We start from the raw sequence: 24,902 nt of genomic DNA on the forward strand, positions 1-24,902 counted from the left end.
GGCGTGTCAGCCCTTGCGGCGCAAGCGAATCACAACATCGACAGAGGCGATTTCGGCACCTTCAGGCGCGTCGGGCAGTTGCGCGATCACCAGTTGGTCAGAGGGCGCGTCGGTCAGCTTGGCCTCGTCCTCCCAAAAGAAATGCGGGTGGTCGTGGGTGTTGGTGTCGAAATAGCTTTTGGAGCCGTCGACCGTCACCTCCTGCATGAGGCCCGCATCGCAAAAGGCACGCAGCGTGTTGTAAACAGTCGCCAGCGACACGGCTTCGCCCTGATCCTTGGCAGCCTCAAAAAGGCTTTCGGCGGTCACGTGGCGGTGCTGGCCGTCTCCGATCAGCAGCGCGGCAAGCGTCACGCGCTGGCGCGTGGGGCGCAGCCCTGCACCGGTGAGCCAAGTGCTTCCGACTTGATGCTGATCTTCAATCATTGCGTCCTCGCGTTGCCTTACAACATATAAAGGGCCAAACCGCCGCAATTCAATTGCAAATGAGTCGCAACCTCACGCAGTGCGACCGAAAAAGCCCATCTGCTCGGACGGCGAAAACCGCGCGCCGGGCCGGTCATAATGCGCCAGTACGGCCACGATCCGCGATCTGTCCCCTTTGATCCGCGACACACGGTGTGCGGTATTGCGGCCCAGAAACACGTTCAAGGTGCCCGCATCCTGCGGCATTTGCGTGGGTGTCATCCGCCCTTGCAGCAGGTCGGCAATCCCTGAGTGGTTTGGATCATCGTCGCTGCGCAGGTTCTGGGCATATTCAAACACGCCACCGCCCTTCGGGGCTTGCAACAGCAACGTGGTCGTAAAGATCGAGCGATCAAAATGCCAGTTCAGCGCCTCGCCATCGCGGTATTCCAGCACGTTGAGCCCAGAAAGCGGGTCGTCCATGACAAAAAGCTGCGGCTGATCCATCACGACCGCCAGAAACTCCATGAACGGCGCCCAATTATAAAGCTGGTCCAAGGCTGTACCCTGCATCTGGTCATGACAGAGCGTGTGATTAGCCGTCTCGACCTTGGTCAGGGCCGGATCATCAGGAGCGAGGCCGTCGACTTCGTCCTTGAAATAGATGTTGTGCCACCGGCTGTGGTTGAAGGATTCCGTCGCCATACGCGGGCGCACATGGTCCAGCGTTGCCTCCACGGCCTCGGGCCGCATCAGGCCCACCAGGTTAAACAGCCCGTCACGTCCCAGCCCTGCCTTGGCCGCCGTGACCATGGCCTGCCATTCGGGGCTGCCGGGTTGGTCCAGCGGGTAGCGGTCCAGATCAAGAATATGTTCCATGCGCGGACCCTGCGCCAATTCATCCCGCGCCTGCAAGTCTCTTTGCCGCGCCCCCTGCACTTGCGCCCCCGCGCGCTGCGGTGATAGACGGTTTCGAACCGGCGCGTCCGGACAGTTGCGCAACAAAATGAGGCCCAGATGGCGGATTTTCCCACCAGCTTTGACAAAGATGACCTGTTGAAATGCGCGCGCGGCGAGCTGTTTGGCCCCGGCAACGCACAGTTGCCCGAACCACCCATGCTGATGATGGACCGGATCACTGACGTGTCGGCCGATGCCGGTGCTCATGGCAAGGGCCATATCGTGGCCGAGTTCGACATAACGCCCGACCTTTGGTTTTTTGACTGCCACTTTCCCGGCAACCCGATCATGCCCGGGTGCCTCGGCCTTGACGGCCTGTGGCAATTGACCGGCTTTAACCTCGGTTGGCGCGGCTGGACCGGGCGCGGCTATGCCCTGGGCGTAGGCGAAGTCAAGCTGAAGGGCATGGTGCGTCCAGACCGCAAGATGCTGACCTACAAGATCGACTTTACCAAGGCGATCCAGACCCGTCGCCTGACCATGGGTGTGGCCGACGGCATCGTCGAGGCGGATGGTGAAGTCATCTATGAGGTCAAGGACATGAAGGTCGCGTTGAGCGATAGCTAAGAAATCACGCGCCCTGCGTGCTGTGCCAAATACCAGCGTACCTGTGAACGCCAAAAAAAAATCAGTTCGGGTTCCGACAGATTGAAATTTGTTCAGTAGCGTATCTGACGTTACATGAACAAAGAGGTAGATATGTCGACTGACCAAACTGCAAGCGCGCTGTGTGAAGCGCAAATAGAAGAGTTCCTCAAGCCTGGTGGGTTCAAAAGTTGGCCCAACATAGCGAAACGTCTGCTTTCGCGGCGGCGGGAGTTAACTGAGGCATATTATGATATTTCTGAACAATGTAGGCAGGACCCGCGTCTCATCTATTGCTTTATGGACGCTCTGTTTTGCAGCGCCAGCGCATGGAGTGAGTCCGCGGTAAAAAAGATGCGGCATGATGAGAAGCGAATGTACTCCGTCAACGCAGAGATCAGCGAAGTTGCACACCAACTTAGTGACCTATTGGCAGAACGCGATGACTTGCAGAACAAAAGCAGTTTTGGAACGGATACATATTATCACATCATCGACGTTGTCGAAGCCGCAGCACGTGGCAACGGGTCGTTCAATTTATGGGTCAAAGAACCGCTTGATAAGATACGAGGCCAATTCGACATGAAATACTGGCCGGATTTGCATGAGTGCATTCATGTGATTTCAGCTGACGCAGATCGGGCTAAGATAAGGTTTAGCAGCCAGGTCACACAGGCTGCATTGGACAGTTCGCGGTCATCACGATCGGATATCGTGCGCGCACTTTTTCGACGTACACAAGACAGCGTTGGCTCATCGGCGGTGGACCTCCCAGATGGGTTTAAACTCAAGGACGACACGTGGGCATCTTTGATCAACGTAGCATACGATTTGCACGCAGACAGCCTAGTGGATGGCCCTTACATCAAGCGGCTGCGTCAGCGTGACCGGCAGAAGAAGCGAGAAACTACGCCATAAGTCCCTGGCCGCACCAAGGCTAAACGGGTTGCACCCAACACCACCCCTGTCCTACATGGGGCAACACTGAGTTGAAGGAGCGCGCACATGCGCAGGGTCGTTGTCACTGGGTTGGGGATCGTCTCATCCATCGGGAATAATGCCGACGAAGTTCTGGCCAGCCTCAAGGCAGGCACATCCGGGATCGTCGCCAGCGAAGAAATGGCCGAACACGGCTTTCGCAGCCAGATCGCGGGCACGCTCAAACTCGACGTGACCGAGCATGTGGAAAAGCGCGCCTTGCGGTTCATGGGGCCGGGTGCAGCCTATGCCCATATCGCCATGAGCCAGGCGATTGCCGATGCGGGCCTCGAAGAGGACGACATCGTGAACCCGCGTACGGGCCTTGTGGCCGGATCGGGCGGGCCATCGACCTCCGCCATGCTGACCGCGCATCAGACCGTGCTCAAGACCGGCGCAACAAAGCGGATTGGCCCCTTTGCCGTGCCAAAGTGCATGTCCTCTACTATTTCGGCCAACCTCGCCACCGGCTTCAAGATCAAGGGCATCAACTATTCCATCACGTCGGCTTGCTCGACCTCGCTGCATTGCATCGGCAACGCAGCCGAACAGATCATGCTGGGCAAGCAGGACGTGATGTTTGCGGGCGGTGCCGAAGAACTGGATTGGACCCTGTCCTGCCTCTTTGACGCGATGGGCGCAATGTCGTCAAAATATAACGATGCGCCCGCCACGGCGAGCCGCGCATTTGACGCCGATCGCGACGGGTTCGTAATTTCGGGCGGCGGCGGTATCGTCGTGCTGGAAGAGCTGGAACATGCCCGCGCGCGCGGGGCCAAGATTTACGCAGAAGTCACCGGCTACGCGGCCACATCGGACGGCCACGACATGGTCGCACCCTCTGGCGAGGGCGGCGAGCGCGCAATGCGCCTTGCGCTGCAAACCCTGCCGGACGACCGCGCCGTCAGCTATATCAACGCGCACGGCACCTCGACCCCCGTCGGCGACGTGGGCGAGATCGAGGCGGTGCGCCGCGTCTTTGGCCAGGGCAGCACACCGCCCGTCAGCTCTACCAAGTCGATGACCGGCCACGCCCAAGGGGCGGCAGGCGCCCTTGAGGCGATCTTTAGCCTGCTGATGCTCGACAACGATTTTATCGCGCCGTCCATCAATGTGGCGACGCTTGACCCCGCCCTCGCGCTCGAAGAGATCGCGACAGCGATGAAGGCAGAGGCGGGCCTCGATTCCGTCATGACAAACTCCTTTGGGTTTGGCGGCACCAACGGATCAATGATCCTTTCGAAATTTCACGGGTAAGATTTGAACATGTCGGAATTGCTCAAGGGAAAACGCGGCCTGATCATGGGTGTTGCGAATGATCGCTCTATCGCGTGGGGGATCGCAAAGGCGCTGCACGAGGCGGGGGCAGAACTGGCCTTTACCTATCAGGGCGAGGCCTTTGGCAAACGGCTGGAACCGCTCGCTGCTTCCGTTGGCTCTGATTTCATGGTGGATGTTGACGTGACGGATGACGCGTCCCTGGATGCGGCCTTTGAAGGACTGGGCGCGCGCTGGCCCACCATCGACTTTGTGGTCCATGCCATCGCCTTTTCGGACAAATCCGAGCTGACGGGCCGGTTCCTGAACACGAGCCGGGCGAACTTCAAACACTCGATGGATATTTCGGCCTATTCCTTTATCGAAGTGGCGCGCCGCGCCCATCCCCTGATGATTGAAAATGGTGGGACACTGCTGACCCTGACCTATCAAGGCAGCAACCGGGTTGTACCCAATTACAACGTGATGGGTGTGGCAAAGGCGGCGCTGGAATCGGCGACCCGTTACCTTGCCAACGATCTTGGCCCCGAGGGCATCCGCGTGAACGCCATTTCCCCTGGCCCGATGAAGACCCTGGCCGGGGCCGCCATCGGCGGGGCGCGCAAGACCTACAAGCACACTGATCTGAACGCGCCTTTGCGCTCGAACGCGACGCTTGAGGCCGTTGGCGGCACGGCGGTGTACCTGTGTTCCGATGCAGGCGTCTGCACTACGGGCGAGATAATCCGCGTGGACGGCGGATTTCACGTGCTGGGCATGCCGCAGCCTGAATTTCTCTGACCGCCAAATTTTCGCCAAACTGATATGCGATGGTTTGGCTCATGGATATGGGCCAACTTGACCGCGCGCAACACACCGAGCGCATCTTGAACCGCCGCGCGGCACGCGCAAAGCGGTCGAAATGGCTGGGCCGTTTACTGTTTTCGCTGATTGGAATGGGTCTTTTGATGCTCTTGCGCCTGTATCCCGAAACCGTCGCCGATGTGGTGGCATTGGCGCAGATGCCGAAGTCGGAACAGCACCCGCAACCCATGATCCAAAGGCCCAGCGACGTGCTGGTGCGCCGAATGCCCAATGATGCAGTGCCGGTGCGCCGTGGTGGTGCACTGCCCGGCAATGGGAGCAGCGTACCTCAGACAGACACCAGGGCGCAGGCGGATTCTATTGCGCAGCAGCTGCGCGATTTTGCACCGGGCGGTTAAAGTGCGACGGCCCATGGGACGGCGGGCGGGGCGTCTTTGCCAAAGGCAAAGAGCGTCCGACCAGCGTCACGCAGGATCGAAAGACACTACTTCAAAGTCAAAGGTCAGATCCTTGCCCGCCAGGGGATGATTGGCGTCCAGCATGACTTCCTCTTCGCCCACCTCAACAACGGTCACGGGCATGGGATGCCCTTCCGGCGTTTGCATCTGTAACTGCAAGCCGACCTCAAGCGGGATCTCGGCCGGGATCGCATCGCGCGGCACTCCCTGGCGCATCGCAGGGTTGATCGGGCCATAGGCGTCAGCGCAGGCGATCTTGACCACCTTCTTTTCGCCCGCCGCCATGCCTGGCAAGGCTACGTCCAGACCCGGAATGATCTGGCCAGACCCTACCACAAACTCCAACGGGTCACGGCCCTCAGAGCTGTCAAAGACGGTCTCATCCATCAAAGTGCCCGTGTAATGAATGCGTACGGTATCCCCGTCCTTGATCTCGCCCATCTTGTCATTCTCCCTTTTTCCGCGCTTTACCGGCGGTCCGGGGCACCCTGCCCGCACAATCAGGGGCGGTAAACCCCATCTGGCCCCTTTTCGCCGCGCGGCCCACATGCCAAGCTGCCGTAAAAGCGGAGGTTCCATGCCCATCACCACCTGCATCTTTGACGCCTATGGCACCCTGTTCGATGTGGCCGCCGCCGCACGGCAAGCGGCGGGGGAACCCGAGTTCGCCGACCTTAAAGAGGACTGGCCTGTTCTGGCCGAACAGTGGCGTCTGAAGCAGTTGCAATACACCTGGCTGCGCGCCATCACCCGCGCCCATACCGATTTCTGGCAAGTGACGCAGGAAGGCCTTGACTGGGCACTGGAAAAGACCGGGCACGCGGGCAAACCTGCCATGCGCGAAAGGCTTTTGGCTCTTTATTGGGAGTTACAGGCCTATCCAGAGGTGCCCGAGATGTTGCACCGTCTCAAGGCTGCCGGGCTGAACACCGCGATCCTGTCCAACGGCTCACCCGACATGCTGGCGGGTGCGGTCCAATCGGCGGGTATCGCCGACGTGCTGGATGACAGCCTGTCGGTCGAAAGCGTGGGCATCTTCAAACCCGATGCGCGCGTATACGACCTGGTGGGTGAACGCTTTGCCTGCGCCAGTGCCGAGGTTCTGTTTGTATCCTCCAACGGCTGGGACGCGGCGGGGGCCGCTGGGTACGGATTTACGACCGCTTGGGTGAACCGCGCAGACGAACCGGTCGACCGTCTGCCTTGGACACCACAGCACATCCTTTCTGACCTCAGGGGCATTCCCGAGTTGGCGGGCGTCTGATGCCGCAGTTCACCACCTCTGACGGGTTGCGCCTGCATTACACCGACGCAGGCGCGGGCCTGCCCATCCTATGTCTGGCCGGGCTGACGCGCAGCACGGCCGATTTCGACTATGTTGCGCCGCATCTGCCGGCCTGCCGCCTGATCCGCATGGACTATCGCGGGCGCGGGCAATCGGACTGGGACAAGACCTGGCAAAATTATACGCTGCCCATCGAAATCCGGGATGTCATCGAATTGCTCGATCATCTTGGAATTGATGCTGTTGCCATCCTCGGCACATCGCGCGGGGGGCTCAATGCGATGGGCTTTGCCGCGACTGTGCCTGATCGGTTCCTTGGCGCGGCCTTGAATGATGTGGGACCGGAACTGGCCCCGGCGGGCCTTGCGATGATCATGACATATCTCGGCAAACGCCCAGCCGCTCGCACCCATGCAGAGGCCGCCGCCGCCCTCGCCCATGTGATGATCGGATTTCCCGGCGTCTCGGCGGACCGCTGGATGCAAGAAGCGCGCACGCATTTTCGCGCGGTCGATGATGGCCTCGATATCACGTACGACCCCGCTCTGCGCAGCGCCGTTGAGGCAGGGGGCGACGTGCCCGATCTCTGGCCCTTCTTCGATGCCCTTGCGGGCAAACCGCTCTGCCTGATCCGGGGGGCCAATTCCGATTTACTAGCCGAGGCCACGGTGCAAAAAATGCAGGAGCGCCGCCCCGACATGATCTATGCCAACGTGCCTGACCGGGGCCATGTCCCCTTTTTGGACGAACCCTTGGCACTGGACGCGCTGCATACCTGGATGAAAGCCCTGAGATGAATATCGACATGATCCGCGCTGCTGCTGCCCGCCTTGAGGGTCACGCCCGGCGCACACCGCTGCTCAATTCACCCTTCATCGACGAGATCGCGGGCCGACGCGTCTGGATTAAACCCGAATGCCTGCAACATACCGGCAGCTTCAAGTTTCGCGGCGCGTGGTCGGCCATCTCTGCTCTGGACGAAGACCTCCGCGACAAAGGTGTCATTGCTTATTCCAGCGGCAATCACGCCCAAGGCGTGGCCATGGCCGCCACGCGCCACGGCATTACCAGCGTTATCGTCATGCCCAGTGATGCCCCCACCATCAAGATCGAGAACACGCGCGCCTTGGGCGGTGAGGTGGTCCTTTATGACCGCGAAACCGAGGATCGCGACGCCATTGGCTCAGCCCTTGCCGAAGAACGCAGCCTGACCCTGATCAAACCCTTTGACAATCCGCAGGTCATCGCGGGCCAGGGCACCACCGGGCTTGAGATCGCGGCCCAAGCCGCCGAAATGGGCGTGACAGAGGCGCAAGTGCTGGTCTGTTGCGGCGGCGGCGGACTGACCAGCGGCATCGCGCTTGCCCTAGAGGCCGACGCGCCAGGAATGCGCGTGCGCCCGGTCGAACCTGAGGGCTTTGACGATGTGGCCCGATCCCTTCGTTCGGGTGCGATCGAGCGGAACGCCAGAACCTCGGGCAATATCTGTGACGCAATCATCAGTCCGGAACCGGGCCAAATGACTTTCCCGATCATGCAGCGCCTGTGCGGTCCGGGGATCACCGTGACCGAGGAGGATGCACTGCGGGCCATGGGTTTGGCGTTTTTGCGCCTCAAGCTGGTGGCGGAACCAGGTGGGGCCGTCGCTCTTGCTGCCGCGATCTGTCGTCAGGACGAGATAGAGGGAGAGGACGTTGTCGTCACGATTTCGGGCGGCAATGTGGACTCTGCCCTTTTTGCCAAAGCATTGGATACAGCCCTATGACCGAATTCAGTATCGCCAGCTTCAACGTGAAAAATCTGATCGGCCCGGATCAGGAATATTACCGTTTTCAGCAATACACGCCCGAAGAATACGCTTGGAAGGTCGATTGGCTCGCCGAACAGATCCAGACGATGGATGCTGATGTCATTGGGTTCCAAGAGATTTTCGAAGAAAGCGCCCTGCGCGATGTGATCCGAGAGGCTGATGCCGAAGGGATTGCGGGCAATGCAGAGCATATCCCGGGCCGTGACAAACGCTATCGACGCAAGGCCATCTTTCGCAAGCTGGCCTATGGCCCCTACACTGATGCGGCCCTCGCCGTGGCGCCGAATGTGAATGACGGCCGCCCCGGTCAGCGGCGGCCCGGCGTGGCCATTCTGTCCCGTATGGGATTTGTCGGTGCGCCCGAGATCATTCAGGATCTGTCAGAGCCTTTGGACATTGATTTTTGCTGCATGGGCGATGCGGGCGGCGGTGGGTCGTTCCAACTGACCCGCCTCAGCCGCCCGATCCTCAAGGTGCAGGTGCCGGTGGGCAACCACGTTGTGACCGTATTCAACTGCCACCTGAAATCCAAACTGGGTGAATATGTGCGGCCTCCTGGCGCGGCCCTTGCCCCCGAAGTTGATCTGACTCAATACGATGCCGTTGGTCGCGCCTTGGGGGGGCTGCGCGCTGCGTTGCGTCGCATGGCCGAAGCCTGGGTGCTGCGCCGCGCCATCGTGGCAGAGCTAGAGCAAGGCAACCCCGTCATCGCAATGGGCGATTTCAATGATGGTGAGCACGCGGTCAGTTCAGAGATTATCAGCGGCGAACATCCGTTCAAAAATTATGCCTGGATGCTGCGCCACGGTGCCCAGACGCCGCGCGACCGCTATTCCGACGCGGAAAACGAACAAATCCGTGAAGACATCGAAAGGGTCCGCCTGCATTCGGCTGAAAAGCAATTCGTGCGCAAATCCGCCCGCGACATGGTCTATACCTCGGCCTTTGGCGGCGTCTTCGAGAGCATTGATCAGATTTACATGTCCCGCCATTTCATCGAAGGGGCCAAGGACAGCATCGGGCAGATGGACTATTTCAGCGTGCTGAACGATCATCTCACAGATGGCAGCCACGCCGAGGCGCCATATAACAAGCTGGCATCCGATCACGGGCAAATCATTGCCCATATACGACTGAAGGACTGACATCATGCACATGGCTGACCTGGGCGACGTACGCCTGCATTACCGGATTGATGGGCCCGAGGACGGTGCGCCGGTGGTCTTTGCCAACTCACTTGGCACCGATATGCGGCTTTGGGATCCGATCATGCCGCTCTTGCCAGGCGGGTTACGTGTGCTGCGCTATGACAAACGGGGGCACGGGTTGTCGACCTGCCCCTCCGGCCCTTATGGCATGGGCACGCTGGTCAGTGATGTTGAACAGTTGATGGACCATCTGGGATTTCGCGATGCATTCTTTGTTGGTCTGTCCATTGGTGGGCTGATTGCCCAAGGCTTGGCTGTCAAACGGCTGGACCTGATGCGCGCCATGGTCCTGTCGAACACAGGCGCCAAGATCGGGACCAAGGATATGTGGGCGGACCGGATCGCCGCCGTCGAAGCGGGCGGGATCGAAGCGCTGGCCGATGCCACGATGGAGCGGTGGTTTTCACGCGCCTTTCTGGACACGCCGGAATTGGAATTGTGGCGCAACCTTTTGGTCCGTCAGCCGGATGCAGGTTATGCCGGGTGCTCAGCCGCCATTTCGGGCACGGATTTCTATGCGACCACGGCCACCCTGCGCCTGCCCACCTTGGGCATTGCAGGCAGCGAGGACGGCGCAACGCCCCCTGATCTGGTCCGCGAGATGGTCGATCTGGTGCCGGGCAGCAAATTTCATCTGATCCGCAAGGCCGGCCACCTGCCCTGCGTCGAACAGCCAGAGGAATACGCCCGCGTCCTGACTGATTTCATGCGCGCGACGGGGCATATCTGATCCATGGCGGCCAGCGTGTTTTCCTCTGCCCTGTATGGGCAGCTTTTTCCGACGGGAGAGGTCGGCCGCTTGTGGTCAGACAGCGCGGAAGTTCGCGCGATGCTTTTGGTCGAGGGAGCCTTGGCCAAAGTGCAGGGGGCGCAAGGGGTTATCCCCGAGTTGAGCGCCGCCTTTATCCACCGCTCAAGCCTTGAGGTGCAGATTGATCCCGCGGGCCTTGCCAAGGCCACAGGCCAGAACGGCGTGTCTGTGCCCGGCCTCGTGGCCGCCTTTCGCACGGCAATGGAAGCGCCCGAACATGCGCAATTTGCCCATTGGGGCGCTACCAGTCAGGATATCATCGACACCGGGTTGATGTTGCGTCTGCGCCAGACACTGGCCGCGCAAGAGGAGCGCGCGCGCGCTTTGCTGAAAGCGCTTGCAGCCCAGGCCCGCGCCTATGCCGAAACGCCGATGACGGCGCGCACTTATGGACAGCATGCTACGCCGACCTCCTGGGGGGCGGTCTGTGCGCAATGGGGCGGGCCAATTGCCGACGCGGTCGAGGTGTTGCCGGGCCTGCGCGATGGGGCGCTTTGGGTCTCGCTCAGCGGTGCGTCCGGCACGGCATCCGAACTGGGGGCCGATCCGGCGGCCACCCGCGCGGCGCTGGCCAAGGCCTTGAACCTGAACGATCCGGGGCGGACATGGCACACCGACCGCGGGGCGATCTTGCGCATTGCGAATTGGATGGGCGATCTAGTGGCGGTTTTGGCCGGAATGGCTCAGGGCCTGCTGGGTTTGACGGGATCGGACACGGGCGAGGTGCGTCTAGGTGGTGCCGGGTCATCCTCTACCATGCCACAAAAGCAGAACCCTGTGGGCCCTTCCGCTTTGGTGGCGTTGAACCACCAGATGGCGGGGCTGCGTGCGTCGCTGCAAGCGGCCTCAACGCATCAATTCCAGAGGGACGGGGCGGCATGGTTCACCGAATGGATGGTGCTGCCGCAGATTGCGCTTTGCGCCGCATCTGCGCTGGAAATCGCCTGCAGGCTGGCCGAGGGGATGGAACCTGTACCAGACCGTATGGCGGAAAACACTGGTGGTTTGGGTCTGATCCATGCCGAAGCGCTCAGCTTTGCGCTGGCCGCGACGATGTCACGCCCCGACGCGCAAGCGCGGACCAAGGAACTGGTGGCCGAAGCCGTGCAGTCTGCCGCGCCGCTGGGCCGGGTCGCGCAGGCAGCGCATCCTGATTTGCCAGCCACCCTCTTTGATCCAAGCTCCCAAATGGGTGCCGCCCCCGCAGAGGCGCGCGCCTTTGCCGCTCGTGTGGACGCCTTGCGTTGAGGCTGCCGGTTGTTTTCATCCTGATCTCGGTCATGCTCGATTCCATGGGCATCGGGTTGATCATCCCGGTAATGCCCGACCTCATTCGCGAGGTGAACGGCAGTACAATCGCCGCGGCGGCCTTGTGGGGTGGGGTCTTGTCGACCTCGTTCGCAGTGATGCAATTCCTATTTGGTCCGGTTTTGGGGGGATTGTCGGACAGGTTTGGGCGCAGGCCGGTCTTGTTGGTGTCACTCATCGTCATGTCGTTGGACTACCTGGTTATGGCCGTGGCGGGCACAATCTGGCTTCTGCTGGCAGGGCGGGTCGTAGGCGGGATAACGGCAGCGACCCAGGCCACGGCTGCCGCCTATATGGCCGACATCTCTGCGCCCGAGAAAAAGGCCGCAAACTTTGGGTTGATCGGTGCTGCCTTTGGCCTTGGCTTTGTCATCGGGCCGGTGATGGGCGGGCTTCTTGCCGAATATGGGACGCGGGCCCCGTTTTACGCTGCCGCCGCTTTGGCCGCGCTAAACGCCGCCTTTGGCTGGATAGTCCTGACCGAAACGGTAACCGACCGCATCCGCCGCCCGTTCTCTTGGACCCGCGCCAACCCGCTGGGCACGCTCCGAACCTTGCGCGCCTTGCCGGGTCTAGGACCGCTCTTGCTGGTCTTTTTCCTCTATCAATTGGCATTCATCGTCTACCCCGCGATCTGGAGCTATTTTGGCCAGGAACGGTTTGGGTGGAGCCCGGCGATGATCGGGCTAAGCCTTGCGCTTTTTGGGATCATGCTGGCCATTGTTCAAGGCGGGCTCATGCCCTTGGTGTTGCGGGTGCTGGGCGAACGAGGGGCGGTGATCTATGGCCACGGATTTGACGTTCTGGCCTTTCTCGCATTGGCCTTTGTAACTTCGGGCACGCTCGCCCTAGTCCTGACGCCATTGGCCGCCCTTGCGGGCGTGATCACGCCCGCCCTGCAAGGCATCATGTCCAAGTCGGTGGGTGATGATCAACAAGGTGAATTGCAGGGCGCACTGACCTCGATCAGTGCCTTTGCGATGATCCTGTCGCCCATGGTCATGACATCGGTCTTTGCCGCGTTTTCGCGGGAAGGCGCACCGATCTACCTCCCCGGCGCGCCCTTTATCCTTTCTGCCGTCCTGATCCTGATCGGGCTTTCTGTCTTTGTCCGGGCGGGCCATGTCCGCCCCTCGTCCGGCGTCCGCAGCACACCTGCGCCATAACAACGTCGCATTCCGCCTTGCAGCGGCGCGCAGGCTGGGCCACCGTCACCCCAACGCCAGACAAAGCCGCCCCGCCAAAGGGGCGGAGCAAGGGACAGACATGCAAACCATCAAAGCCGCCGTGTGCCACGAATTCGGCACCCCCCTCGTGATCGAAAACATCCTGCTGCGCGCGCCCGAGATGGGCGAGGTCGAAGTGACGCTCGACGCCGTGGCGATCTGCCATTCGGATATTTCCTATGCGGATGGGGCCTGGGGCGGCAGCCTGCCAGCGGTTTATGGCCATGAGGCGGCAGGTATCGTCAGCGCGGTTGGTCCAGGCGTCACGGGGGCTGCCGTGGGCGACAGCGTGGTTGTGACCCTGATCCGATCCTGCGGCACCTGCCCCACCTGCGCAGGCGGCCAGCCCACGGGCTGCGAAACCCCTTATGACGGGGACAAGGGGCCGATCCGCACGGAGCAGGATACCAAGCTGCATCAGGCGATGGCCTGCGGGGCCTTTGCCGAAAAGGTAGTCGTAGACCAAAAGCAACTGGTCAAAATCCCTGACACCATCGCCAAGGATGCCGCCAGTCTGATTGCGTGCGGCGTGATCACCGGCGTCGGCGCTGTGGTCAACGCGGCGGGCCTGCGCGCGGGCCAAGACGTGGTGGTCATCGGGGCCGGAGGCGTGGGATTGAACGCCATTCAAGGCGCACGGATCGCAGGGGCCCGCCGCATTGTGGCCGTCGACATGACCGAGGAAAAGCTGGAGGACGCCAAGGCCTTTGGCGCGACCCATGGCGTTTTGGCCACCGGCAAATGTCCTTGGCGCAACAGCTATAAAGCCTTGGGCGGCAAAGGGGCAGAGGCCGTCATCGTGACGGTTGGCGCAATCCCTGCTTATGAGCAAGCGCCCCGTTATCTGGGCCGGGGCGGCAAGGTCATCATGGTCGGCATGCCCCATTCCGGGGCCATGGCCAGCTATGAACCGGTTGTACTGGCGGCGGTGGGTCAGGGCATGGTCGGCTCCAAAATGGGGGACGTGGTCATTCAGCGGGACATTCCGTGGATGGTGGACCTGTACCAGCAGGGGCGTTTGCAACTGGACAGCTTGATTTCGGGGCGCTGGACCCTTGACCAGATCAACGAGGCGATTGCCGATACCAAATCAGGCACGGCGCGCCGCAACGTGATCATGTTCGATCGGTAGACGCGGCTCTGCAACGGCTGCTTTGTAGGGGGCTTTGCCCCCCCACCACGACCTTTTTGGAACACAGAAGAGAGACCCATCGCGATGAAACTGGCCGATCTTGATATCATTGTGACCGCGCCCCCTGCCCCCGGCTGGGGCGGGCGGTACTGGATTTTGGTCAAGCTGACCACCGATGATGGGATTATCGGCTGGGGGGAATGCTATGCGTCCTCTGTCGGGCCCGATGCGATGCGCGGCGTGATCGAAGACGTGTTTGCCCGCCATATGGCGGGCGAAAACCCCGAGAACATCGAGCTGATGTTTCGCCGGGCCTATTCATCGGGCTTTACCCAGCGCCCTGACCTGACCGTCATGGGCGCGTTTTCGGGGCTTGAGATTGCCTGTTGGGATATCCTCGGCAAGGCGCGGGGCCGTCCTGTGCATGCGTTGCTCGGCGGTTGTATGAATGATCGCGTTCGCGCCTACACCTATCTCTATCCGCTGCCGCATCACGACTTGAACGACTTTTGGACTTCACCCGAGATGGCGGCAGAGTCCGCTCTGGACTGCGTCGAGCGCGGCTACACCGCCGTGAAATTTGACCCCGCTGGCCCCTATACGTTGCGTGGTGGCCATATGCCGGGCATGCGCGATATCGAGATGTCGGTCGCCTTTTGCAAAGCAATCCGTGAAGCCGTTGGCAGCCGTGCCGATCTGCTGTTTGGCACCCACGGGCAGTTCACCACTGCTGGCGCAATTCGTTTGGGGCAGGGCTTGGAACCCTATAGCCCGCTCTGGTTTGAAGAGCCCATTCCGCCGGATGCGGTTGAGGAGATGGCCAAGGTCGCCCGTGCCGTACGCATCCCCGTGGCCACCGGCGAACGTCTGACCACCAAAGCCGAGTTTGCGCCAATCCTGCGCAGCGGAGCCGCAGCTATCCTACAACCTGCGCTGGGTCGCGCTGGCGGGATCTGGGAGATGAAGAAGGTGGCGGCAATGGCCGAGGCCTATAACGCACAGATGGCTCCGCATCTTTATGCGGGCCCCGTGGAATGGGCCGCCAATGTGCAACTGGCCGCCTCAATCCCGAACATCCTAATGTGCGAATGTATCGAAACGCCGTTTCATGATCAGCTGATCAAAGGGACAATCCGGGTCGAGGATGGGTTTATCACGCCGTCAGATGCGCCCGGCCTTGGGATTGAGGTCGACGAGGCGCTGGCCCGCGCCCATCCTTATACCGGCGACGGTCTGCATTTGCAGATGCAGGAAGCGCCCTGTGACTATGCGCATGGTAACAGCTTTGCCGGGGGTGCACCGCTGGTGCCGGACTGACGTTACCCGGGTGTGAGCAGGCCTGAGAGTCCTGCCATGCCAACGCCAAATCCAAAGATCGCAAGCAGCATGATCGTCACGCTCAGGAATATCCAGGGCACGCTTGGTTTGCGGATGGCCAGGATGATCAGGGTGCTCCAACTGATCAGGCAGGTCCCGATGATGGTCGCAATGCCCCAGCCCCAACCCATTTCCGCGACAAGCGAAATCGTGTCGCCCAAGCCCGAGACCACGTCATAGGTGCTCAACTGAGGTATCAGAGTGATCATCTGTAAAGCCGGACCTGGGATACAGCGATGTCGGCTTGCATCTCGCGCCCGATGGCGAGGACGCCAATGCGGCGCAGGCGCGCGGGGTTGAATTTGGCCTCTGTCTTGTGCGCCTCAAGATCGGCAAATTGGATTTTGATCGTTGTCCAACTGTCTGGCGCGAGGAAGTCAGCGCGAAAGCTCTGCCAGGGCCGCGTGATCTGATCCGTACGCAGGCGTAGGTCATAGACCTCTCCGTTGCCCAATACATCCAGTGCGATGCCGCGCCAATCGCTGGCATCAAAGGTCTCGCCACCGGCCGGATCAAAAGCGACTTGAACAAAGCCGCCATTGTTCTCAAGCGACACCGCGCCGGTCAGATGGATCGCGGCACGGCCGTGTACCGTGGCCCGCACCGCCTGCCCGCGAGACACGCCGCCCATCACCGTATCGGCGACATATTCCCAGTCTGGTGACAATTCCATCAAGGGCTCCTCAGCCTGAGTGTTCATCGGCAACAACGCCAGCGCAAAAGCCAGCGCACGGATCACGTGCGCGCAGCCTCGAACGCGGCCCATGCGACCTCGAACTCGGCAAAGCCGATTTGTTTACCTTTAACGGCATCGAACACGATCTGTTCAGACCGCATGAGCGTTTGGATCGCGCTTTGCAGAGTCGGGATCACATCCGTAGGCACCACAACCGCCCCGTGCCGGTCGGCGTGCACCAGATCGCCGGGGCGGATGTCGAGGCCATGGATCCGAACCGGTGCGTCGAAATCCACAACATGGACATAGCCGTGACTGGGGCCAACCGATCCGGCCACCACGGGATAACCCTCTGCCACATCGCCCAAGTCGCGCATCACCCCATCGGTCAGCGTACCTGCCAGGCCAAAGGCCTTGTGAATGTTGGTGTTCACTTCGCCCCAATAGGCACCGATGGCGTTGGGCACGTCCAAGTCCTGCACCACACAGACGGCTGGGCGCGCCCCATCCGCCATGTATCTGTAATAGGCCATCCGCCGCGCCTTGATCACCTCTGGTGCTTCGGTCGGCGGGGCGACGGCCCTGATCCGTGCCGTGCGGGCATAGCCCACCATGACGCCCGCAGGGTCCGAGGCCAGCATTGTGCCGCGCGTGAAACCATTAAAGCCCCGCTTGCCCTGCGCCACCTCAATGGCATTGCAAACGGTGGGTGTATCGACAGACTTCAGCACGTCAAAAAGAGCGTTGTCCATGGCCTACCCCTTGACCATCGCGGCACCTTCGCACAGCGAAGTGAGCTTGGCATAAGCGATATCGGGATCGACGGCCCCGAAGCCTGCAAAGGTGCCAAAGCCGCAATCGCTGCCCGCAATAACCCGGTCAGAACCGACGATTTCCGTGAACCGCTCCAGCCGCTGTGCCACGACCTGCGGATGTTCGACAAAGTTCGTCGTGGTGTCGACAACGCCGGGCACCAGCACTTTGTCATCGGGGATTTCTGCCCGGCGATCCCGGAACACAGCCCATTCATGAGCGTGGCGCGGGTTTGACGTCTCGAACAGAACGTAACGGGACTTGGTCGCCATCAACGTGGGAAAGACGGTGTCCATTGCAATGTCACAGGTGTGCGGCCCCTCGTAATTGCCCCAACAGATGTGCACGCGAACCTTTTCGGCAGGCACATCTGACAGCGCATGATTCAGCGCATCGACATGGGCGTCCGCAATTTTGACAAACTCGGCGTCAGTGAGATCGGCAAAGAGCATGTGACGGCTGAGCGCCAGATCGGGGCAGTCAAGTTGCAAGTCGAGCCCGGCGCCCACGATGGTTTCGTATTCGGCCTTCATCGCGTCGGCCAGTGCCGCGAGATAAGCGTCACGCGTGGGATAGAAATCGTTTTGCAAAAACAGTGAGATCACGCCCGGCGAGGCTGCGTTCATGAACCCGCGTGTGGCCCCATGTTCGGCCATGGCGGCCTTGAGGTTGGAGATGTCTTTTTCCAGCTCGCCCTGCCCCTTGCTGCGCACCTCGCCCGTGCACATGGGGCGGGCATATTTGGGCGTGCCCCCATCGTCTGCCAAACGTTTGAGAAAGCTGGGAAATTGTTTCAGATCACCGGGCGCATTGCGCGGGCTGTCGCCGGAAAAACCGGTATAGCGGTCTTTGACATAGGTCGCATAGCTGATCTTGGAGGTCTCGCCGTCGCTGACGATGTCCACCCCGGCGGCCACCTGTTTGGCAACGGTTTCCGACACAGCGCGGGCCATCGCCGCATCAAATGCTGCCTGGTCATAGGGTTCTTCGCGTTCGCGGGAAAAGATGAAATCGACGACCTCTTGGGTCCGGGGCAAGCTGCCCACATGGGTTGTGAGGATAGTCAAGTCGGCTCTCCTAGTCTTTGCGCGCCATCAGGACGCTGTGTTTGTCTGTTTCAGGGTCTTCGGCCAGAAATCCGGTCAGGCGCAGCCCGTTTTGCTCAAGACAGGCGACATATTCAGCGGGCGACAGGGATGCGTGATAGACGGGTTCGCCGCCCACTGTGCCACTGGCCTCGCCCGCTTTGGGCCCGACGGTTAGCAAAAGCGATCCGCCCGGTTCCAGGTGCCGTGCCATATGCGCGATGCAGGTGCGTTGTTCGTCCGGGCGCAGATGGAAAAAACTGTCCCAGGCGATGATCCCGTCATAGGTCTCGGCCAGATCAAGCTGTTTCATATCCGCATGCCGCCAATCACCATCCGGCCAGCGGGCGCGCGCAATAGCGAGCATGGGTTCAGCAAAATCGACGCCAGTCACGCGGAACCCTTCAGCGATGAACCAGCGGGCAATGGGTTCGCCCGCGCCGCATCCCAAGTCCAGCACCCGTGCCCCAGTAGGCAAACATGCCGAAAACCGTGCCAGCCATCGCGCTTCGAAAAGGGCCCGCGAACGTTTGGCGTCGTAGGCCGCGGCCTGGCGTTCATAAACGTCGCGCGTCTGATCCGGTGATGCGCTTATCCGGTCCATGTGGGGCCTGCCGGATCGTCGGTCGCCACCACGTGATACAGCGACGCCTCGCCCGTCATCGAAGGCACAGCACAGTGGGGCAGGTTTTCCGGAACACTCATCGTATCGCCGGGGGCGAGGGTTGTTGCGCCCCCCTCCCAAGTCACCCGCCAGTGTCCGCGCATCGGCATCAGAACCGAGGGGCGGTCATGTATGTGCATCTCGTCCGTCGCGCTGCCCCGGGTGATGAAATCGACCTCAAACCCCGGCTTGTCCCGAATAATCCCGGTCTCGCCAATAACCTTGCACGGGCTGTGCTGCCCAAGGGCCATCATGTCGTTGTAGCGGCGCACGCCCATTCCGACGACCTGCATGGGCGTCATTTCAGGATAGTCCTTTAACGCGTCGTCGGTCAGCACAGGCATCGGCGCGACACCGGCGGGCAAGGCCTCGCCCTTCTTGCTATCATACAGCTTGCCATTCTCGCCCAGAACCAGACCGTGATCGCTGGCATCCTCGATCACCTGAGGCGCCCAGATAACGCCGCCGCCTGCATCGTCACCCCCAAGAATGGCCATGATCATCCCATAGTCGGTGCCGATATTCTCAAAGCCCCGGAAAATGCCGGTGGGAATGTTGATGATGTCGCCTTCCTCCAGCACGACCTCGCCCGCGTCGCCCCAACGGCCCCAGAAAAACCGCCAACGGCCCGACAGGACAAAAAACACCTCGGCGGTGCGGTGCGAATGCAACGAGTTGCGGCATTTGGGTGGCTGACCCGCCGCCCCGATGTTGAACCCATGCGGGATACCGATATGGACATGTTGGTCCGGACTTTCCGAGACGCCGCCACCAATGATGGTAAAATTCTCCTTTTGATCCGATCCAGGCGTATGCGCGTCGATAAACGCGGTTTTGCAAGGCATCAGATCGCCGTAACGCACGATGCGCGGCTCCATCTCGGCGGGGGTCATATCGGGGTCCTTTCAGGTGGTAAAAGCGGTTCGGGCAAAGGCGTGCGCGGGGTTGTGCCCGTCATCTCGGCGTGGATCCAGACCATGCGATCGCAAAACCAGACCTTGGGCAGCACTGTGGCTATCACACCGAGAAGCGTGGCCCAGGGGTTCAAAACGATCAGGCCATAGATCAGGGGCAGCAGGCCGAGGCCTGATAAGCCCGTCAGCACATGTGCCGCCCGGATGTGATGAGCGGCGACATCGTAGCGGTCGCGGGCCAAGAACACCCGCTCACCAAGTGTGGCGCGTGCGGCCCAAGACCCAAAGTCGGCAGGCGGTGCGAAGGCACGCGGGTTGAAAAACGTCCAGAGGGCGGCCAGCAAAAAGACAGGCAGTGCCCACCAACCAATCCAGACCCGGCTCCAGATCGCAAGGACCAGCAGCGGCAAACAGCTAAACCGCGTCCAAACGCTAAGCGGGTTGGCATGGCGGCGCCAGTCGGCGTCGCCCATACCCATCATCCGTTCTGCCAGCGCATAGACGTCTGCCATTGCTATCCTCGCAACCTCGCGTTCTCGGCTTCCAGTTCAGCAATGCGCGCGTTGAGTTTTTTCATCTCAGGACCCACCAATTGCGCAATCTCGGTAGCATCAAAGCGAGGTGTAATGAATTGCGGGCAGTTCCAGTCAAATGCGTCCAGCTTGATGGTCACCAACCGTTCAACCCGGCCTTGGCCCTCGACCGCCAGTTGTTCGGCCAAGGCCGGATCGTCAGCGGCGTTCTGAAAGGTCGCATGGCCTTGCAGCTTCATTCGGGCCTTGCGCGGATAATCCATCGCGAACAACGACACACGCGCATCGCCCGCCACGTTGCCTTCGGAAATATGCTGTTTGTTGCCGCGATAATCCGCAAAGCCAATCATGTGATCGTCCAGCACCTTGAGAAATCCCACAGGCCCGCCACGATGCTGAATATAGGGCCAACCAGTTTCGGACACGGACGCCATATAAATCGAGCTGCGGCTTTCCAGAAAAGCGATGTCATCAGGACCCAGCGCCCTGGTCCGCGGCCCATAGCTGCGGGCATACATCTCGCGCGATCCTTCGATGTCTTGCAGGGCCTGAACCGCAGGCGTGAACATCAATTCGTCATAGCGTTGCATTGGAAACTCCTTTGGAACACCCGCAACAGACACGGGCACATCCAAATTGGGAACCAATAGGTTCCCAATCAAGACATCCCCGCCCCTTTCGCTTCATTGTTCCTAAAATATGCAAATCCCGACCTCAGCCCGTTTGCAGCAGTATCTGCTTCCAAATCGCTGTCTCATCAAAGAGCGCATATTCCCGACGCAAGCCCCAGGGGCCGAATTCGGCATGGGAAATCCCCAGCACATAAACCTCGGCCCCCGTGGGCGCGCCGAAGTAACCCCACCCGTCATGCTTGCCATGCAAGCTCCAACGCAGGGCGGCACGCGGCGGCATCATCGGATCGTCTCGACCAATCTGGTGGTCGATGGTGAATGTTGCATCCGGGAACGACGCCCGCAGCCCCATCCAGAACCGATCAACTGGCGCCGTCCCGTGCCCGGTCACACCGCCAGGATACTCTGACTGTGCCGCCCGATCATATTCGGCCGGGATCACTGCCATGTCCGCGCCCATAATCCGGGTCAGAATATCAGCGTATTTCGCGCCCCAAGCGTTGTCATTGCCGCGACCCTTGTATGGCCCCGGCTGATCAATTGCGGGGGTCAACGGGCGTACAGCGCTTTCCATACCACCCTCCCGTTCGATCAGATCGGCGGCATAGGCTTTGGCCTCCCACCCGATCTGGTTCACGATGGCGGTCTGGTCGCGGATCAACCATTCATCGTTGATCTGATCGTTGATCGCATGACAGTCGGCAATGATCCGGTATTGCAGTTTCTTCCCGCTCGCCGGTCCATAAACGCCATCGGCAGTATGCGTAGCCGTGGACAGAATGCGGTGCGAGGACAACATCCCTTCCTCCGGCGTGCCGGACCAGATGACATCCTCGCCCAAAAGCGCGCGGTCCGGGAACTCGGCCAGAGTGGCCATGGTGGCACCGATGACCTTTTCATTGCCGATGACAACAGAACCGGGCGAGCGCACCACGATGTCGGGGCTGTAATAATGGTGCAGGGTCGCGATGCCCCGGTCTTCCCAAATCTCCTTGGTAATGCCGATGATATAGTCGGGGAAATCTTTCCACCGGTTCGAGAAACCCTTCATGAGGTCCATCCTTTGGGAATACGGGCCGAGCCGCGCAGGACGAGCGGGCCGTCCAACGCCACACGGCGGGGTTTGGTATCAGGATCGGCGAGCCGGTCCATCAGAATATCAATCGTTGCGGTGACCATCTGGCCCGCAGGCTGGCGCACTGTGGTCAGATCATAGCTGGGCCAGGCTGACAGGGTGACATCGTCATAGCCCACCACCGACACATCGCTGGGGACGGACAGGCCCAGTTCGAACCGCAGCACGTCCATCACCGCAAAGGCCATGTGATCATTGGCCACGAATACCGCATCTGGCCTGTCGGGACCGCAAAACATCTCGCGCGTAATCGTCTTGGCCTGTTCAAAGTCAAAGTTTGCTGCCTGTCGCGCCACAAGCGATTGCCCCGCTGCCTTCAGCCCCGCGACAAAACCTGCCTCGCGGTCCCGCTGGGTCGAGGCACCATCCCAGCCCGCGATATGCGCAATGCGACTGTGACCACCCGCCACCAGAAACTCGGCAAGCTTGCGCCCACCGTGATAGTTGTCGGACGTCACGGCGGACAGCCGGTCATCATCCTGCGCCCGGTTGAACAGAACAATGGGAATACCCGCCGCCTCACAGCGGCGCGTCAGGTCGTTGGACATGCCGACGCTGGCGGCGATGATCCCATCCACCTGGTAATCCAACAGTTCTTCCATCACCTCGTCCGCCTCAGCGCCCGAGTTCGAAGCCATAAAGACCAGCACGTGATAACCGCGATCCTGCAACTCACGGCTCAGCCGCTCCATCGCTTCCGGGTAGAATTGGTTTTCCAGATAGGCGACCACAAGGCCGACAATGCGCGAGCGTCCTGTGATCAAGCTACGCGCCAGAACGTTTGGGCGGTAGCCCAGTGCATCGGCGGCCCGGCGCACTTTGGCGGCTGTGCCTTTGGACACCGATGCACCGGGCGTGAACACACGGCTCACCGCCGAGCGCGAGACACCCGCCCGTTCGGCTACATCCAGCGCTGTCACCTTGTCGCCCATCAGTCTGCTGTCCAGCCTCCGTCGATCATCATCGCAGTGCCCGTCACCATGGCAGACGCGTCCGAGGCGAGGAATTGCACCGCGCCCATGATGTCGCTGACCTCGCCCACGCGGGGCAGTTTTATCTTGTCCATGATCCAGGCCAGTCGGTCCGGGTCGTTGAATGTGGGTTCGGTCAACGGTGTGCGAATGAAAGTGGGGCAGATCGTGTTGATCCGAATCCCCGCCTTGCCCCACTCGATGGCCATGGATTTCACCATCCCTTCAACCGCATGTTTCGAGGCACAATAGACAGCCCGATCAACGCCACCCACGTGACCCATCTGGCTGGAGATATGGATGATGGACCCCGGTTTACCTGCCGCCATCATCGCCTTGGCTGCATGAGTTGATAGGAAATAAGCGCCGCGCACGTTGATGTTCATCACCGCGTCATAGTCATCCGGCGCGGTCTGTGTCGCCGCACTGTGACGGGCCAATCCTGCCGAATTCAACACCACGTCAAATGGGTCCTCACAGGCCGCAGCCACAGCCGTCACATCCGTCTGATCCAGCGACAGCGCCTCGGCCGACCACCCTTCGGCCTGCATCGCATTCACGGCTTCCTGCAACACATCGGCGCGGCGTGCGGCGCAAACGACATGCGCCCCCGCCTCGGCCAATGCCACAGCACATCCCAGACCAATACCGGAGGAGGCCCCGGTCACAAGGGCTCGTTTACCGCCAAGATCGAAGGACGGAGTACGTGGCAGGTCAGTCATAGCGCCCGCCCCGTTTCCGGGTCAAAGCCCGCGCGCACCTTGTTGAACTCGCGCATCCGGGCAAAGACATCCACACCAATCTGGGCATACATATGCAACAGATCCACCATTACCCAATTCTCCCGGATCAAGCCGTTCTCTACCCGCCAAAAGTCCAACGAGCGCATCTCGATCTTTTTGTCCACAGGCGGAATGCCCAACCAGCCGTCATGGCTGATGGTCTGGTACATGTCCGGCCAGCCGGTAACCGCAGCATAGTTCCGGTCACCAAAGAAATGGTAGGTAATCTCGTCCACATAGCGGCCCCGGTCCGGCATCCCGTTCAGGAACGGAATCTGGTGCCAGTTGCGAAAACCCTCGATGCCGCGCCCGGTGCCGATACCCGAAGGGCCGTACCACGTCATCTTGGGATGCCAGAAACGGTCCATCTCCATTACTTCGGGGCCGCCCTGGCTGGGGTGCCGCTTCATATGCTCCAGCATATCAATGATGTGTTGGCAGGTCGCCGCCCCCGCTGCCGGATCAAAGGGGCCAGGCACCAGACCGTCGCAGGTGGCGGGCCCGGGCACGTGCCATTCGCGGCCAAGGGACGGCACCATCGGCCAGGCACCCGCTTGCATCATCACTTCGGGGATGTCCCACAGGGCCTGCATCTCGACGATCTGACCATCTTTGATCTGATAGAATTCGTGAAAGCGCATGTGCATGATGTGACCGGTGGGCGGAATATCCAACCAGGGAGCAACAAACGCACCCGTATAGTAACCGCCGCAACCGACCCAATCATTGCCCTCGGGCGTTGGCCCGGCCATCACGATATGATCCCGTCGCTCAAGATCGGGCACAGCAGACATCAGAGGCGCATAAGCCTTGTCTAGATAGGCATCCACACCCACCGTTGTCTCGAACGGAAAGGCGAGGCGAAACGCAACATCCGGCGCACAAACCGCCTTCATCGCCGCGCGCAAAGCGTCCAGATCAAAATCATACATGGCCGCCCGGATGGGGGCGACAAGTTCTTTGTTCCGCGAATGGGGATCCATAGTCTCTGTTCCAAAAAATCTCTGCGGTGGTCGCCCGCCCTGCGCCAAAGGTTCAAGACCGATGGCGCAGGGCTGACCCCCGACATTTG

Annotated in this window: 29 protein-coding genes; 14 read left to right on the forward strand and 15 right to left on the reverse strand. The window is 60.8% G+C overall.

The window, feature by feature from the left end:
- Positions 1 to 6: 6 nt before the first annotated feature.
- On the reverse strand, positions 7 to 426 hold the full coding sequence (irr, locus tag Q1A44_RS07810; RefSeq protein ID WP_299622366.1) for a Fur family transcriptional regulator Irr: 420 nt from the start codon (positions 424 to 426) through the stop codon (positions 7 to 9).
- A 72-nt stretch (positions 427 to 498) separates the two neighbouring features.
- Positions 499 to 1,284: a 2OG-Fe(II) oxygenase gene (locus Q1A44_RS07815; RefSeq protein ID WP_299622369.1), complete on the reverse strand. Its 786-nt coding sequence runs from the start codon at positions 1,282 to 1,284 to the stop codon at positions 499 to 501.
- Between the two features lie 138 nt (positions 1,285 to 1,422).
- Between Q1A44_RS07815 and fabA the strand changes: the two genes are divergently transcribed.
- The 5 genes from fabA to Q1A44_RS07840 all read left to right on the forward strand — a co-directional run bounded on the left by fabA (position 1,423) and on the right by Q1A44_RS07840 (position 5,408).
- On the forward strand, positions 1,423 to 1,932 hold the full coding sequence (gene fabA / locus Q1A44_RS07820) for a bifunctional 3-hydroxydecanoyl-ACP dehydratase/trans-2-decenoyl-ACP isomerase (protein ID WP_299622372.1): 510 nt from the start codon (positions 1,423 to 1,425) through the stop codon (positions 1,930 to 1,932).
- Positions 1,933 to 2,046: 114 nt separating this feature from the next.
- Positions 2,047 to 2,868 carry a hypothetical protein gene (locus tag Q1A44_RS07825; RefSeq protein ID WP_299622384.1) on the forward strand — a complete coding sequence of 274 codons (822 nt, stop codon included), beginning with the start codon at positions 2,047 to 2,049 and terminating at the stop codon, positions 2,866 to 2,868.
- 87 nt (positions 2,869 to 2,955) lie between these two features.
- Positions 2,956 to 4,185, forward strand: a complete 1,230-nt coding sequence (fabB, locus tag Q1A44_RS07830; protein WP_299622386.1) for a beta-ketoacyl-ACP synthase I — start codon at positions 2,956 to 2,958, stop codon at positions 4,183 to 4,185.
- A gap of 9 nt (positions 4,186 to 4,194) precedes the next feature.
- Positions 4,195 to 4,986, forward strand: a complete 792-nt coding sequence (locus Q1A44_RS07835; protein ID WP_299622388.1) for an enoyl-ACP reductase — start codon at positions 4,195 to 4,197, stop codon at positions 4,984 to 4,986.
- Positions 4,987 to 5,033: 47 nt separating this feature from the next.
- The gene (locus tag Q1A44_RS07840; protein WP_299622390.1) at positions 5,034 to 5,408 is read left to right on the forward strand and encodes a hypothetical protein; all 375 of its coding nucleotides are present in this window, start codon (positions 5,034 to 5,036) and stop codon (positions 5,406 to 5,408) included.
- A gap of 66 nt (positions 5,409 to 5,474) precedes the next feature.
- Here Q1A44_RS07840 and Q1A44_RS07845 read toward each other — a convergent pair whose 3' ends face one another.
- Positions 5,475 to 5,909: a peptidylprolyl isomerase gene (locus Q1A44_RS07845; protein WP_299622392.1), complete on the reverse strand. Its 435-nt coding sequence runs from the start codon at positions 5,907 to 5,909 to the stop codon at positions 5,475 to 5,477.
- A 136-nt stretch (positions 5,910 to 6,045) separates the two neighbouring features.
- Here Q1A44_RS07845 and Q1A44_RS07850 point away from each other — a divergent pair, with 136 nt between their 5' ends.
- From Q1A44_RS07850 to Q1A44_RS07890, 9 genes are all read left to right on the forward strand, one after another.
- Positions 6,046 to 6,732, forward strand: a complete 687-nt coding sequence (locus tag Q1A44_RS07850; protein WP_299622394.1) for a haloacid dehalogenase type II — start codon at positions 6,046 to 6,048, stop codon at positions 6,730 to 6,732.
- Positions 6,732 to 7,550 carry an alpha/beta hydrolase gene (locus tag Q1A44_RS07855; RefSeq protein ID WP_299622396.1) on the forward strand — a complete coding sequence of 273 codons (819 nt, stop codon included), beginning with the start codon at positions 6,732 to 6,734 and terminating at the stop codon, positions 7,548 to 7,550. Before Q1A44_RS07850 ends, Q1A44_RS07855 begins: the two co-directional genes overlap by 1 nt.
- Positions 7,547 to 8,518, forward strand: coding sequence for a threonine/serine dehydratase (locus tag Q1A44_RS07860; RefSeq protein WP_299622398.1), 972 nt, complete (start codon positions 7,547 to 7,549; stop codon positions 8,516 to 8,518). The genes Q1A44_RS07855 and Q1A44_RS07860 overlap by 4 nt, the downstream gene beginning before the upstream one ends.
- On the forward strand, positions 8,515 to 9,708 hold the full coding sequence (locus Q1A44_RS07865; RefSeq protein ID WP_299622400.1) for an endonuclease/exonuclease/phosphatase family protein: 1,194 nt from the start codon (positions 8,515 to 8,517) through the stop codon (positions 9,706 to 9,708). Before Q1A44_RS07860 ends, Q1A44_RS07865 begins: the two co-directional genes overlap by 4 nt.
- Positions 9,709 to 9,712: 4 nt before the next feature.
- Positions 9,713 to 10,501 (forward strand): 3-oxoadipate enol-lactonase, encoded by a 789-nt coding sequence (gene pcaD, locus Q1A44_RS07870; protein ID WP_299622402.1) that lies wholly within the window; start codon positions 9,713 to 9,715, stop codon positions 10,499 to 10,501.
- A gap of 3 nt (positions 10,502 to 10,504) precedes the next feature.
- Positions 10,505 to 11,830 carry a lyase family protein gene (locus tag Q1A44_RS07875; protein ID WP_299622404.1) on the forward strand — a complete coding sequence of 442 codons (1,326 nt, stop codon included), beginning with the start codon at positions 10,505 to 10,507 and terminating at the stop codon, positions 11,828 to 11,830.
- Positions 11,827 to 13,056, forward strand: coding sequence for a TCR/Tet family MFS transporter (locus Q1A44_RS07880; protein WP_299622407.1), 1,230 nt, complete (start codon positions 11,827 to 11,829; stop codon positions 13,054 to 13,056). Before Q1A44_RS07875 ends, Q1A44_RS07880 begins: the two co-directional genes overlap by 4 nt.
- Before the next feature lie 100 nt (positions 13,057 to 13,156).
- Positions 13,157 to 14,248 (forward strand): alcohol dehydrogenase catalytic domain-containing protein, encoded by a 1,092-nt coding sequence (locus Q1A44_RS07885; protein ID WP_299622409.1) that lies wholly within the window; start codon positions 13,157 to 13,159, stop codon positions 14,246 to 14,248.
- A gap of 84 nt (positions 14,249 to 14,332) precedes the next feature.
- On the forward strand, positions 14,333 to 15,565 hold the full coding sequence (locus Q1A44_RS07890) for a mandelate racemase/muconate lactonizing enzyme family protein (RefSeq protein WP_299622412.1): 1,233 nt from the start codon (positions 14,333 to 14,335) through the stop codon (positions 15,563 to 15,565).
- Between the two features lie 2 nt (positions 15,566 to 15,567).
- Here the strand turns inward: Q1A44_RS07890 and Q1A44_RS07895 are convergent, their stop codons facing one another.
- The 12 genes from Q1A44_RS07895 to Q1A44_RS07950 form a co-directional block, all read right to left on the reverse strand.
- The gene (locus Q1A44_RS07895; protein ID WP_299622414.1) at positions 15,568 to 15,834 is read right to left on the reverse strand and encodes a hypothetical protein; all 267 of its coding nucleotides are present in this window, start codon (positions 15,832 to 15,834) and stop codon (positions 15,568 to 15,570) included.
- Complete coding sequence (locus Q1A44_RS07900) at positions 15,831 to 16,298, reverse strand: CIA30 family protein (RefSeq protein WP_299622416.1); 468 nt, start codon at positions 16,296 to 16,298, stop codon at positions 15,831 to 15,833. The genes Q1A44_RS07895 and Q1A44_RS07900 overlap by 4 nt, the downstream gene beginning before the upstream one ends.
- A 62-nt stretch (positions 16,299 to 16,360) precedes the next feature.
- Positions 16,361 to 17,053 carry an RraA family protein gene (locus Q1A44_RS07905; protein ID WP_299622418.1) on the reverse strand — a complete coding sequence of 231 codons (693 nt, stop codon included), beginning with the start codon at positions 17,051 to 17,053 and terminating at the stop codon, positions 16,361 to 16,363.
- A 3-nt stretch (positions 17,054 to 17,056) separates the two neighbouring features.
- On the reverse strand, positions 17,057 to 18,181 hold the full coding sequence (locus tag Q1A44_RS07910; protein ID WP_299622421.1) for a cobalamin-independent methionine synthase II family protein: 1,125 nt from the start codon (positions 18,179 to 18,181) through the stop codon (positions 17,057 to 17,059).
- Between the two features lie 10 nt (positions 18,182 to 18,191).
- Positions 18,192 to 18,803, reverse strand: a complete 612-nt coding sequence (locus tag Q1A44_RS07915) for a class I SAM-dependent methyltransferase (protein WP_299622424.1) — start codon at positions 18,801 to 18,803, stop codon at positions 18,192 to 18,194.
- Positions 18,791 to 19,756 (reverse strand): cupin domain-containing protein, encoded by a 966-nt coding sequence (locus tag Q1A44_RS07920; protein WP_299622427.1) that lies wholly within the window; start codon positions 19,754 to 19,756, stop codon positions 18,791 to 18,793. The genes Q1A44_RS07915 and Q1A44_RS07920 overlap by 13 nt, the downstream gene beginning before the upstream one ends.
- Entirely contained in the window at positions 19,753 to 20,289 is a 537-nt protein-coding gene (locus tag Q1A44_RS07925; protein WP_299622430.1) for a DUF6653 family protein, read from the reverse strand. The genes Q1A44_RS07920 and Q1A44_RS07925 overlap by 4 nt, the downstream gene beginning before the upstream one ends.
- A 2-nt stretch (positions 20,290 to 20,291) precedes the next feature.
- The gene (locus Q1A44_RS07930; RefSeq protein ID WP_299622433.1) at positions 20,292 to 20,900 is read right to left on the reverse strand and encodes a pyridoxamine 5'-phosphate oxidase family protein; all 609 of its coding nucleotides are present in this window, start codon (positions 20,898 to 20,900) and stop codon (positions 20,292 to 20,294) included.
- A gap of 124 nt (positions 20,901 to 21,024) precedes the next feature.
- On the reverse strand, positions 21,025 to 21,993 hold the full coding sequence (locus Q1A44_RS07935; RefSeq protein WP_299622436.1) for an ester cyclase: 969 nt from the start codon (positions 21,991 to 21,993) through the stop codon (positions 21,025 to 21,027).
- A complete protein-coding gene (locus Q1A44_RS07940) occupies positions 21,990 to 23,009 on the reverse strand; it encodes a LacI family DNA-binding transcriptional regulator (RefSeq protein WP_299622439.1) in 1,020 nt (339 codons plus the stop codon). The genes Q1A44_RS07935 and Q1A44_RS07940 overlap by 4 nt, the downstream gene beginning before the upstream one ends.
- Entirely contained in the window at positions 23,009 to 23,770 is a 762-nt protein-coding gene (locus Q1A44_RS07945; RefSeq protein ID WP_299622442.1) for an SDR family oxidoreductase, read from the reverse strand. The genes Q1A44_RS07940 and Q1A44_RS07945 overlap by 1 nt, the downstream gene beginning before the upstream one ends.
- Positions 23,767 to 24,813, reverse strand: a complete 1,047-nt coding sequence (locus tag Q1A44_RS07950; protein WP_299622445.1) for an ester cyclase — start codon at positions 24,811 to 24,813, stop codon at positions 23,767 to 23,769. Before Q1A44_RS07950 ends, Q1A44_RS07945 begins: the two co-directional genes overlap by 4 nt.
- Positions 24,814 to 24,902 lie beyond the last annotated feature (89 nt).

Origin of the sequence: uncultured Tateyamaria sp. (assembly GCF_947503705.1) — a bacterium.
Classification (GTDB): domain Bacteria; phylum Pseudomonadota; class Alphaproteobacteria; order Rhodobacterales; family Rhodobacteraceae; genus Tateyamaria.